The 12,731-nt window shown below is 41.5% G+C and carries 7 protein-coding genes; 5 read left to right on the top strand and 2 right to left on the bottom strand.

Annotated elements, in window-relative coordinates; genetic code table 11:
• Window positions 1-5 precede the first annotated feature (5 nt).
• Both QE382_RS19365 and QE382_RS19360 read right to left on the bottom strand, forming a co-directional pair.
• Window positions 6-1,919: a RagB/SusD family nutrient uptake outer membrane protein gene (locus tag QE382_RS19365; RefSeq protein ID WP_307187364.1), complete on the bottom strand. Its 1,914-nt coding sequence runs from the start codon at window positions 1,917-1,919 to the stop codon at window positions 6-8.
• Window positions 1,920-1,956: 37 nt separating this feature from the next.
• On the bottom strand, window positions 1,957-5,166 hold the full coding sequence (locus QE382_RS19360) for a SusC/RagA family TonB-linked outer membrane protein (protein WP_307187363.1): 3,210 nt from the start codon (window positions 5,164-5,166) through the stop codon (window positions 1,957-1,959).
• Window positions 5,167-5,736: 570 nt separating this feature from the next.
• On the opposite strand from QE382_RS19360, the gene QE382_RS19355 reads away from it, so the two are divergent.
• The 5 genes from QE382_RS19355 to QE382_RS19335 all read left to right on the top strand — a co-directional run bounded on the left by QE382_RS19355 (window position 5,737) and on the right by QE382_RS19335 (window position 12,565).
• A complete protein-coding gene (locus QE382_RS19355; protein ID WP_307187362.1) occupies window positions 5,737-6,456 on the top strand; it encodes a hypothetical protein in 720 nt (239 codons plus the stop codon).
• Window positions 6,449-7,183 (top strand): hypothetical protein, encoded by a 735-nt coding sequence (locus QE382_RS19350; protein ID WP_307187360.1) that lies wholly within the window; start codon window positions 6,449-6,451, stop codon window positions 7,181-7,183. The genes QE382_RS19355 and QE382_RS19350 overlap by 8 nt, the downstream gene beginning before the upstream one ends.
• A gap of 34 nt (window positions 7,184-7,217) precedes the next feature.
• Window positions 7,218-9,008, top strand: coding sequence for a glycoside hydrolase family 2 protein (locus QE382_RS19345; RefSeq protein WP_307187359.1), 1,791 nt, complete (start codon window positions 7,218-7,220; stop codon window positions 9,006-9,008).
• Between the two features lie 99 nt (window positions 9,009-9,107).
• Window positions 9,108-11,780 carry a DUF8487 domain-containing protein gene (locus QE382_RS19340; RefSeq protein ID WP_307187358.1) on the top strand — a complete coding sequence of 891 codons (2,673 nt, stop codon included), beginning with the start codon at window positions 9,108-9,110 and terminating at the stop codon, window positions 11,778-11,780.
• A 14-nt stretch (window positions 11,781-11,794) separates the two neighbouring features.
• A complete protein-coding gene (locus QE382_RS19335; RefSeq protein ID WP_307187357.1) occupies window positions 11,795-12,565 on the top strand; it encodes a glycoside hydrolase family 35 protein in 771 nt (256 codons plus the stop codon).
• The last annotated feature ends 166 nt before the right edge of the window (window positions 12,566-12,731 follow it).

Raw genomic sequence — 12,731 nt, 5'->3', positions numbered from 1 at the left:
AAGCGCTACCATCCAAGACTTTGTGTCAATGAAGGATTTACGGTTAATTCGCCTTGAGCAATTGGCCAGAAATAATCTCTAGGCGCTACAAATGTCTGCTGAAATAAGGTTCTTATCTGGTAGTAATCTGCGCTGACCTCTTGGTTTACACTCCATCCGGTAATGTTTTGGTTGAAGTATTTGACGGCCAATTTCCAACGTCTTAAGTCCCAATAACGTTTCCCTTCAAACGCCAATTCGATCATGCGTTCGCGTTGGATAATTTCGCGAAGACCTTCTTTGGTTGTCGGCTTGTCAGGGTTTGAAGAAAATTGACTCCAAGAAGATAGTACACCTTGAATTCCTGCACGTTCACGAATGCGGTCTACATATGTGTATACTTCATTGGAAGGACCATTTGCCTCATTTAATGCCTCTGCGTACATCAGATAAATATCACTTAACCGCATGTTCGGCCAAGGGTAGGACTTATAACTGACTCCGTTGCTGCTAAATGCTTGCTCCCAATTGACTAATTTTTTAAGAAAATATCCAGTTTCATTGATCCATCCATGGTTATTCGCGCCGGCAGGCTGATTTAACTTTGCCTGCACATAATAAGTGTCTTCATCTGAGAGGCTTTTAGTATCAAACTTAAACCAGATACCACCGTCAAAACCCAAGTCAGCATAAAAGCGTGGCTCGCGGTCAAAGTTTAGACGTGCCGTGGTATATCCTTCTTTGATATAGTAGCGATCTGCAGCGGTGGCCACACGTAAGGTTGACTTATCGTTAAAGTCTAACGTTTTATCCTCGTTGATGGGTACACCATTTTTTGTATAAAACATTTCCGCAATTTTTAGCGGTGCGCTGAGGTGCTGCCTTGCTGTACCGACCACTGCCTCTGGAGTTAACAGCGGCATCGCATCTCGCTGTATATTCCATGCCTGATAATTGGGGTTTGCCCAAATGTGTTCAGCAGACCAGCGCTCATTGAAAGCTAAATTAATGCCTAGCACCTTTGCTGTTGCATCGCTCATCTTAAACTGCCCATATTCAGCCTTATTGAAAGGGAAGAAACGGATACCCGCTGCATCGGCAGATTCAATTGCAGCTTTAGCGGCCTCCGCAGCTTTGGTCCATTTTGAGGCATCGTATGAAGGATTGAAAAGCTGTTCACCTTTGCTATTTCGCATCGACTGATAATCTGTATTTCCGTTGAATAAAGGGCTTGCCGCAGTGAGCAATACTTCAGCTTTTACAGCCTGAATGATGGGTTTAGTCACCCGGCCTAATTCTGCTGCTTTGTTCGGAATAATTAAGGGGACAGCTTTTTGCGCTGCGGAATCTAACAAAGTAACGATGTAATTGACAACCTCATCCACAGGACGTTGTTCTACGCGTACAGCTGACTGGTTTGCATCAAGTGATATATTATTTTCAACCACAGGAATTGGACCATATTGACGGAATAACAAATAATGATAATATGCTTTTAGAAACAGTACTTCTCCAATCCATCGCGAACGATCGTCAACGGAGAGATCGGGTACTTTGGATAGATCAGAAACATTTTCCAAAAAGATATTGCAATCTCGGATAGCGGTCCATAAGCCACCTCTCCAAGAGTCTACTAGCGGTTGGTTCACATTTTGCCCGCCGCGCGCGATTCGCCAGTTGTTAGCCGGATAGATTTCACGTTGGGCGACAGGTAGCCAAACTTCGTCGCCAGCGAGAAATCCAATGTTGCTTTGAGCATCCGAATTATTGGGTAACCATGCATAACAAGTGAAGAGAAATTTCTCAGCTTCATTTCGTAAGGAAAAGGCATTGTCAATTGTCGCCACGTTGTCTGGAACGACGTCGATATAATCTTTGCAGGCAGAAACACCAAAAGCACTAAACAAGAGGCATGCTAAATAGGTGGCTGTCTTTTTCATATTTTTATTTTTCATTATTTCTCGGTTGTAGTTAACATTAAAAGCCCAGTTGTAAACCAATGTTGTAAACGGACTGAATCGGATAACCTATTCCTTTTCCTCCCATTTCGACATCCCACATCTTAAAGGAGCTTAAGGCAAATAAATTCATTCCGTTGGCATAAACCCGTAGGTTTTTCGCTCTGATACGTTTCATCAGACTTTCTTTAAAAGTATAGCCGACTTCGACTGTTTTCAATCTCAAGAAAGCTCCACTGCGCATCCACCAGGTACTTCTCTGATTATTATTTGCAATTATGTTTTCACTTAGGCGAGGCCAGAAGGCATAAAGGTTACGGTTTTCCTCACTCCAATAGCTGTCAGCAATGACCTGTAAAAGCCCATTTTGTGAACCACCATTTAAATAGAAAGGAGAGATATTCTCAGAATTTATGAAAAAAGAAGAGCGTGCAGAACCTTGAAAGTAAAAGCTAAAGTCTAAGCCCTTTCCACCCACAGTACCACCAAATCCATAGATCATTTCAGGTGTCGTTGGGTAACCTATTGCGACACGGTCTAGGTCTGTAATCTGTCCATCGCCATTGACGTCACGGTATTTGATATCTCCTCCAAGATAATCCAACCCTGGTTTTCCGAACTGTACAGGAGAATTCAGTACTTCTTGATCATCCACAAATAGACGCTCAGCGATGTAACCAAACTCTTGGGATGCTGAAGTTCCTACCGTATAGCGGCTAGCCTCTTTGTAAGCAGGTTCATCCACAATCAATTTTTTGCTCACTGCATAGGTCATCGTGCCCCGACCCTGAATATACCAGCTGTCGCCGAAATTCTTATTATAATTTAGCGTAAGATCGACCCCTTTACTTTCTGCTTTATTGGTATTGGCAACAATAGGAGCCCGCAGCCCCATGGTACTCGGTATATAAGATCGACCAGTGAGAATATTGCTCCGTACCTGTTTGTAAACATCTACATTTAATTCGAGGTCTTTAAAGAGGCCTAGTTCAAGTCCTAAGTTTGTCTGCCGCGATCGTTCCCAAGTGATATCCTGATTGGCATAACGACGAATGGCAATGGTCGGTCTGTTATAGCCCGAAAGCTCACCAAATGCGATCGGAAAATCGTTCATATTTACATCAGATAAATAGAAAAAGCGATCTTGCGAACGGCCTATCTGATCGTTACCAGCAAAACCATGCGTGGCGCGAATTTTTAGTTTTGAAATGACCTCTTTGACAGGTTCAAAAAATGCTTCGTTGGATATATTGTAACTAAGCCCAAAGGAAGGAAAAAAACCTAAACGACGATTTTTGGCAAAGCGTTCTGAACCGTTGTAACCAAAGTTGAATTCGGCAATATAACGATCATCGAAATTGTAAGAAAAGCGACCAGATAGACCAATATTGCGTGAAGGTAGCGAGAGTTGCAAGTTTCCGGCATTTCCACTCAATGAATTCTGAACTAATCCGATGACTGTGGCACCTACATTGTGCTTGCCAAAAGCATGATTATAGCTCGCAATTGCATGTGCGTAAAACATCGAGTTGACTTCTTTTGCAGATTCCGAATAATCGAGGTATTCGGTACCGACCGTACCGATCGATCCCAGTGAGCCATCGTTCATGACGCGCAGGCTTAAATCGCCATAGGCATCAGCAGATGCGGTGTAATAGAAAGGGTTATATTTTCGGTTTACTTCAAAATAGGCATAGCGTTTTAGGTAAGTCATGGCTGTAAGGCTCAAACCTGGAATCAATGCATTCAGATTTTGATTAATTTGGATTTGCGGCATTATTGTAGAGGTATTAAACTCTTGATAACCACGGACCATTTCGGCATACGGATTTACAAATAAACCACCATTTCTATTGAGTGCATTACCAAATAAAGGATGATTCATGTAAGGCATATACGAAGATGGATAGATCGCAGGGAACATGACAGGATTCGACCATATTGCCCGTCTGAACGTAGCTGCTCCGCCGTTGATACGGCTCCCGTTTTCATCTGTACTACCTATAGGTCCATTGTAATCGTCAAATTGCGCGTATACCCGTACAATACCAACCGTAGTAGGCGTAAAGTTGATATCAATATTCGAACGGACTGAATAATTTTTTAACTTGATATTGTTATTGAAATTGTTGATTCCATTCATCTTTAAAATACCATTATCGATATTATAGGTTCCCGACAGATAGTACTTTGCTTTTGCTCCACCGCCACTGATATTTAAGTTGTTGCGCTGGTTTAATGTGTAGTCTTTTATGAGTTGGTCAATCCAATTGTTATTTGGATACAGTAGCGGATTGTCTCCGGCTCGTGTGTGATCAATTTTGTTCTGCCAATAGGGAAGTCCTTGTCCGCTGGCGGCATCTGCTGGTCTAGTTAAATAAGCCTCGTTGGCCATTTCCATATAGCGGATGTTGTCTGCAAATTTAAAATTGCGCGTATTCGTAGAAATATTACTTTCGGTGCGGAATTCGAATTTTGTAACACCTTCTTTCCCCAGTTTCGTTGTGATCAGTACAACACCATTTGCCCCGCGGGCACCATACATTGCTGCTGCATTGGCATCCCTGAGCACAGAAAAGCTCGCGATATCGTCTGGTTGCAAACGGGCCATGTCGGTAGGTGAGGACTCGATGTTATCGATAAGAATCAGCGGGTCCTGTTTTCCAGTTCCGAAACTTCCAAGTCCCCGAATAAAGAAATTGGCATTGTCAGATCCAGGCTCACCGCTCCGTTGAAAGGCAATCATACCAGCAACCCTTCCCGCAAGCATCGTTGTCAGGTTACTTGTTGGTCCTTTTAATTCCTTGGGATTAATTGTGGTTACCGAGCCGACGACAGACGCTCTTTTTTCACGTTGTCCAAAACCCGTAACAACAACATCATCAATAACATTTTCGTTTAGTTTGATTTGAGCATCTAAGGTGATGGTGTTGTTGGCATCTATTTTTTTTCCGATCAAGGAAATTTCCTGGCGGGCATAGCCGACACTACTAAATACTAATGTTGCCGTTTTGCTGGCATTTAGTACATATCGACCATTTCCGTCCGTAGATACGCGAAGAGTGCCTCCCAAAACACTTACCGTGACGCCTGATAAAGCTGTACCGTCATTTTCTGAGGAGACCTTTCCTTGTACCCGAACTTGTTGAGCAAGGGCTGCAAAACAAGTTGCCGTCATTAGAAACATAAAAATTCCTAGACGAGATTTAATCTTCTTCCATCTTTTCATTAATAAGAATTTTGGTTATAAATTGAGTTATGTTAATACAATTATCGTCACAACAAACTGTATAATTCGAGGGGATTTACAGCAAAAGAAGGGGGTGAAATCGTCTTTTTTAGCATGTTTTGTGCCGAATCTTAGCGCTATGAGGTTCAGCAAGTTTTCTAACGTATTCAGCATACAAGAATATGGGAGACTAAGGACCTTTACATTAATTTCATCGACCGCTGTTTCAAATGCGATGATTAGAGCCATTTTGTACAAAAATGAACCATTTCTGAACGATTCAGTACCCCCGTAGCAATCGACTATAGCTATTTTTGCACCGTACCTCAATAAATCATTTTATTATTAAACCAGCCCAATAAATGATAAAGTGTAGTAATGGGCTGCGGAAAAGGGGAACAGCAACCAATCACCAATACACATCATAATATATTCTGATACGAAATGATAAACAGGAAAATAATCTCTCATGGTATAGTAAGTATTTTGTCACTCTTATTTTGTACATCCGCTTTTTCTGGCTTTTCTCAGAAAAATAAAAGCGATTCAAACAACTCTGCGTATATCCTATTGAAGCCAAAGTACGATGGTCAATCAGTCTTGCGCAATCCTTTAAATGGCTGGGTAATGTATGCGCCGCGGAATGCAGATGATACGTATTGGGATATCGAATATTTTGTGCCAGCCTTGGGTAAAAAAGTAAAAGTCATTGATTACGCTTCGGCATGTTATGTACGTACAAGTTGGTCATCGCTGAATCCCAGTGGCGGTGTTTATGCCTGGAATAATCCGAGTTCTAAAATAGGTAAGCTTCTGAAAGGGGCGCAGAAGAGAGGGCTACCCATCGCGCTCCGCATTGTGGTTGATGGTCGCGACCAAGGTCAAAATACACCCAAATTTGTTTTTGATCAAGGCGCTAAATATTATCTGGAAAATGAAAACCATCCAGATAGGCAAACTCCCTATCCGCAGGATGCGGTATTCAGAAAGTACTATAGCAAATTTATAACCGCCTTAGCTCAAGAATTTAATGACCCTGAAAAAACTTCATTTATTGATGCGTATGGCTTGGGAAAATGGGGCGAGGCACATTATGTAGTTTATGAAGATCCGAAAACAGCAACTCCCGAAAGTACTGAAAAAATAAAGGAAGAGACCTTGGAATGGGTAACCAACTTATATGCTAAGGCCTTTACCGAAGTACCTTTAGTTATTAACTATCACCCGCTTGGTAGGGCATCCCGAAAGTTGGGGAGCTGTAAATCCAAACAGCGAACGCTTATTGGATAAAGCCATTGATAAAGGCTATAGTCTGCGCCAAGATGCTTTTGGTATGACAGGTTATTATCAGAGCTGGGAAAAGAATTTTGCCAAGAAATGGAACTTCAAACGTCCCATTATTATGGAGGGCGGCTGGATTATTGCTCCGGGCAAGCATCGTTATTGGACAGATCCCAGTGGAAAATATAGAGAAGGGCACGACGAGGATGTTAGGAAGGGCGAGTTTGATTTGTCGGCTGAAGCGCATGTGAATATGATGGATTTCAGAGCGGGAGGGGAAACCGAGTCTTGGTTTAAGTCCTTTGATCTGGTTCAACGGTTTACTGCAGAGGGGGGATATCGTGTCTATCCGGACCAGATCAAATTACCTCAAGATATCCGTTCCGGTGCTGCAGCCTTAATTTCCCATCGTTGGCAAAATATGGGCTGGGGTTACCTACCAAATAATATTCCGCAGTGGAACTATAAATATAAAGTAGCTTTTGCGTTGTTAGATGCTAGCGGGAATGTGAAGAAGATTTTTATTGATCATCAGAGCGAACCCTCTGTATGGTTGAAAGGTGCTGGTGTGAATTACAACCTAAAAGTAAAAATAGATCTACCTGCCGGAATTTACAGCTGGGCTGTTGCCATTGTGGATACGACAAAAGATAGTAAACCAGCAATTCAACTCGCACTCAATGAAGAGTTAACTCCGCAGGGATGGACCAAACTGTCGGTTATACGGGTGAAATAGAAAATGAAGATTGTATAAAAAAATAACATCTATTATGGTAAAGCTGATCAATCTATCTTTAGTATGGTCTCTATTTTTTAATCTGTTAGCATTTCATCTTGTTGCTCAGCAAAATATGACTAATGTGTATGGTAGGCGTGTACAATTATTAAATGGTAAGTGGGATGCCATTGTCGATTTATATGACCAGGGTAGGAAAAACAAAATTTATCTCAATAAAAAACCGGAAAACAAGACCGACTTCTACGAATATGCTTTCGAAAATGGTATTCGTTTAAACGTGCCTTCGGATTGGAACAGCCAGATGTCCGAACTTAAATACTATGAAGGTACCATTTGGTATGGCCGTAAGTTCGATGCAGTGGAAGCAAGCGGAGATAGGCTGTTTTTATATTTTGGTGCTGTAAGTTACCGTTGTCGTATTTATCTCAACGGCAAAGAGATCGGACAACATGAAGGAGGCTTCACTCCGTTTCAGGTTGAAATAACAGATGCTGTGAAAGAAAATGATAATTTTTTGGTCGTTGAGGTCAATAATACCCGTCGGATAGATGCCATTCCAGCAATGGCGTTTGATTGGTGGAACTACGGCGGCATTACCCGTGATGTTTTTCTAGTCAGCACACCGAAAGTTTTTATTGACGATTATTTTATCCAATTGGACAAAAACAAAAGCGATAAAATCAATGCTCAGGTAAAACTTTCAGAAAAGTTGGCCAATTCTTTCGTGACCATCGAAATACCAGAATTACAACTAAAACGAACACTTGAGACGAACGCTTTTGGAGAAGTAAAAACGTCTTTTACATCAACAGAAATCAAACGTTGGTCGCCGGCTGTACCAAAATTGTATCATGTCAAGATATCTACCCAAACAGACAAAATAGAAGAGGAGATCGGCTTTCGCAATATTGGGGTGAGGGGGGAAGATATCTTGCTGAATGGCCAACCTATTTTTCTGAAGTCGATTTCATTTCATGAGGAAATACCTCAACGTGAAGGCCGTGCTTTTTCGCAGTCAGATGCATTGATGTTGCTTTGTGAAGCTAAGGCTTTGGGCTGTAACATGATTCGCTTGGCACATTATCCACAGAATGAATATATCGTGCGAATGGCAGAAAAAATGGGTTTCATGTTATGGGAGGAAATTCCCATCTGGCAGGGAATCGATTTTGAAAATGAATCGACCAAGAAAAAAGCGGTTAAAATGATGCGTGAAATGATTGCGCGTGATAAAAACCGTTGCGCACTTACCTTTTGGGGGGTAGCTAACGAAACCCAACCTTCCGAACAAAGAAATGCTTTCATCAGGCACTTGATTGCAACATGCCGATCCATGGACACAACACGACTTATTACGGCTGCTTTTGACCTGGTTCGTTTTAATAAAGAAAAAGAAATCTTTGTCATGGACGACCCTTTCATTAAAGAGCTGGATGTGGTAGCGGTGAATAAATATTTAGGCTGGTACCACCATTGGCCAGTTTCCCCTGATAAAGCTGTATGGGACGTGGCAAAAGGGCAGCCTTTGATTATCTCCGAATTCGGCGGGGAGGCCCTTTATGGAAAGACGGGCGAAAAGGATGTTGCTAGTTCATGGAGTGAAGATTACCAAGCAACTTTATACAAAGACAACTTGAAAATGTTTAAGCACATTCCAAACCTACGCGGAATTTCACCTTGGGTGTTATTTGATTTCCGTTCGCCTTTCCGTTTTCATCCGACTAACCAAGGGGGATGGAATAGAAAAGGGTTAGTATCGGATCAAGGTTATCGAAAGAAAGCATGGTATCTTATAAAGGAATATTATGAGAATAATTTATAGAAATGAATGAAAGTAGAGAAAAGAGTAAATCACAAAATGAACATATACAAAACAGGTAGATTCAAATACTGTAAACTAATATGTTTACTGTGGCTTTTAGTGCATACAACGTTATTGGAAGCGCAAGATGTCGTGGATTTATCCGGTACTTGGGGTTTCCAGACTGATGTGATGGATTTTCGTAGGGGTTCGCTGTCGCCTCGGTATAATCACGTATTACAAGGGACGATTAAACTTCCGGGTATTACAGATGATTATCATATAGGGTATCAAACTCCCTATAAATATATTGACCGTCTGACCCGAAAATATGAATACATGGGTCCGGCATGGTACCAACGTGATATCGAAATCCCTGCTGACTGGAAAGGGAAAAAAATATTTCTCTATTTTGAACGTACCCATTGGTTGAGTTCGATTTTTGTAGACACCAAAGAAGTTAGCAGCATCGATTATGTCAGCGTGCCGCACAACCACGATCTGAGTGCATTTTTAAAACCGGGAAAGACGCATCGCATTACCATTTGTATCGATAATCGATTTCAGTACAATACGCACAAATGGAATCATGCACATACAGAATTTACGCAAATTAACTGGAACGGCATCTTGGGGGATATGAAACTGCTGGCCTTAGATCCGGTCTACGTCGACGATTTTCAGGTATATCCCAACATAGCCGATCAGTCTATAAAAGTAAAGTTAAAGGTAAATAATACGATTAAAAAGCAGGTAAATGGTAAGGTATCTTTTGCTATCTCTGGAACAGACTACAGCCTCAAGCATCAAATTGCCATCGTAAGTACTGATTCGGTAAATATTGTAGAGGCCAATATTCCCTTAGGTAAACGCATTAAACTGTGGGATGAGTTTAACCCAAATCTCTATCGGATTAGCTGCCAGTTGAATACTTCCGATGGTAACAATAGCTATACGCATGAGAAATCGACCACCTTTGGTATGCGCGAAGTAAAGCAGGGAAAAAATCATATACTGCTCAATAATCATCCGATACATTTACGAGGTAATGTAGAAAATGCGGTTTTTCCAAAAACAGGACATGCTCCGCTTGATGATGGCTCTTGGGAAAGAATTATGATGCTGATGAAGGACTACGGCATGAACCATTTACGTTTCCATTCTTGGTGCCCCCCGGCTGCTGCCTTTCGCATGGCAGACAAACATGGAATATATTTTGAGGTGGAAATGCCTATGTGGGGCAAAGATGCCGAACCGGACGAGGCAAGATATAACTTTTTTCGCCGGGAAATTAAAGCTATTTTAAAAGAATATGGCAATCACCCTTCTTTTGTTCTTTACTGCAATGGCAATGAAATTACAGGCAATTTCGACTTTATTGAGGAATTAACTGCCGAAGGTAGAAAAGCTGATCCCCGCCATTTGTATAGTGGTTCTACTGCGCGAACACGGGTTAAGTCAGATCAATATTACGTATCCCAACAAACCAACAAAGGTGCGGTGAAGGTTTATGAGGGGCTACCCGGCACCGACTGGGATAAGAATATGGAATCTGATGTAGATGTGCCTGTGATCTCGCACGAGTCGGGACAACGATGTATCTACCCAAATTTTGATGAGATAAAGAAATATGCAAACAGCCCCGTGGAGGCGCGAAATTTTGAGGTTTTTCGAGACCTATTGCAAAAGAATGGTATGTTGGATCAGGCAAAAGATTTCTTTAGGGCATCTGGTGCTCTGACGGTACTGGAATACAAAGCCGTTATCGAAGCCTTATTGCGCTCGGGTAAATCCGCTGGTTTCCAGCTCTTGTCGATGAACGATTTTCCAGGGCAAGGCTACGCTCCAGTCGGTATTTTTGATCCCTTCTGGGACTCAAAGGGACTGGTTACTGCCGATAAATTCCGCGAGTTTTGCGCGCCCACTGTCGCATTACTGCGGTACGAAAAAAGCAGTTTCTTCAATACAGAAACATTTAAAGGTAAAGCGGAAGTGTATAACTTTAGCAATTCCGTACTCGAAAATGCCACAATTAAATGGTGGTTGACGGATACCGCAGGCAGTGTATTGCAAAAGGGTACGCTTAAAAAGCAAACCATTGCCAACGAAAATGTATCGCCGGTGGGTGAATTTGAGGTTCCCCTAAAAAATATCCGCAGCCAAAAGGTTACTGTTCATCTTGCAGTTAATGATTCTATTAAAAATAGCTGGGACATTTGGGTATATCCCAAACATCAAAATCTGATGCAGTCTACAGATAAGGTTTTGTACACCGATGTCTATGATGATGTTGCAAAAAGCCAGCTGGCTCAGGGAAAAACGGTGGTTCTCTATGCTTCGCCAGACAAAATAAAAGGTCGAAAATCACTATTTCATAATCATTTTTGGAACCCTATTATGTTTGCTTGGGCACCAATGACGATCGGCAACCTGGTCCATCATCAACAGGGCATGTTTAAAGATTTCCTTACTTCATACCATACTGATTGGCAATGGTGGGATATCCTTAATCATGCAAAAGTAATTGAAATGCAAGATGCCCCACAACAACTTCGTCCGTTTATACAGGTCATTGACAGCTATGATAACAACCAAAAATTAGGTATAGGTTTCGAAGCCCAACTGAACGGCGGAAAACTTCTGGTAATGGCATTAGATACAAAGACCGATATGGATAATCGCCCGGCCACCCAACAATTGTTGTACAGTATGGATAACTATGTTAAAAGTGCGAAATTCTCGCCACAAGTTGCCGTGGATGAGACTTTTATTCAATCATTTTTAATAAAATAAAGAAGAGTTAAACGATGATAAGAGCATTTATCTGGACGCTAACAGCGTTTTTGTTAGGGCAATCCCTAAAGGCACAGGAAGTGATGGTAGAATGGAAAGCCGGAGTATCACAGATCTATAAAAAAACCGTCGAGGCTGAAAGTCCGTTATCTTTTAACGATTTGAACGTCGAATTTGGCTATGTGCTTTATCAGACCGAGATTACTACGGATGCCGAAAGTGAAGAACTAGCATTAGAAAATGTACGCGATTATGCGGTGGTCTATGTGGACGGCATGTTACAGGGAACTCTGACGGATCAAGATAGAAAACTGGTGATTAAAACGGGTTCGGGCACACATATACTTCAATTTTATGTGGAGAATATCGGGCGAATCACCTATGGGCCAGAAATTACAGACAATTCAAAGGGGGTGTTTGGTGCGGTTACTTTAGCTGAAAACGAACTGCATAACTGGAAAATGATCCCCTTGGATGCACGTAATTATCCACTTAAAAATCTGATTTTTGAACGAAGTGCACCCCCTAGTGGCCCCGGTTTTTACCAAGGTCAGTTCGAAATTAATCCGTCACAAAGCAAGTATCTTAATATGACAGGGTGGGGGATGGGAGAAGTTTGGATAAATCAAAAATATTTAGGGTCTTATTGGGAAGAAGAAAAACAACAGTCATTGTTAATCCCGTCAGATTATTTATTACCCGACCACAATGAACTGGTGATATTCGAACTAAAAAACAAGCAACAAACGAAGATAAATTTGTCTCCTACTCCTGTTTTTAAGTAGATTGGCGTTTTTTGATTGATTTGGATTTCACTTGCTGAAAAAGAACTTAAGCCATAATTTGGACGTGACTCTTTGTATAATAAAATGAGAATCGTAGTTTAACGGAATACTGTTCGTAAATAATATCGCTGAGCATTTTGATTGCAACTCGTATCGGTAAATCTCT

Origin of the sequence: Sphingobacterium zeae, from assembly GCF_030818895.1 — a bacterium.
Lineage (GTDB): Bacteria > Bacteroidota > Bacteroidia > Sphingobacteriales > Sphingobacteriaceae > Sphingobacterium > Sphingobacterium zeae.
The sequence above is the reverse complement of the archived record's forward strand: the minus strand, read 5'-3'. Positions and strand labels throughout refer to the sequence as shown.

What these genes read in the sequence shown, in the direction of transcription:
- QE382_RS19365 (WP_307187364.1), bottom strand. Translation starts at nt 1,919, where the DNA reads ATGAAAAAGACAGCCACCTATTTAGCATGCCTCTTGTTTAGTGCTTTT.
- QE382_RS19360 (WP_307187363.1), bottom strand. Translation starts at nt 5,166, where the DNA reads ATGAAAAGATGGAAGAAGATTAAATCTCGTCTAGGAATTTTTATGTTT.
- QE382_RS19345 (WP_307187359.1), top strand. Translation starts at nt 7,218, where the DNA reads ATGGTAAAGCTGATCAATCTATCTTTAGTATGGTCTCTATTTTTTAAT.
- QE382_RS19335 (WP_307187357.1), top strand. Translation starts at nt 11,795, where the DNA reads ATGATAAGAGCATTTATCTGGACGCTAACAGCGTTTTTGTTAGGGCAA.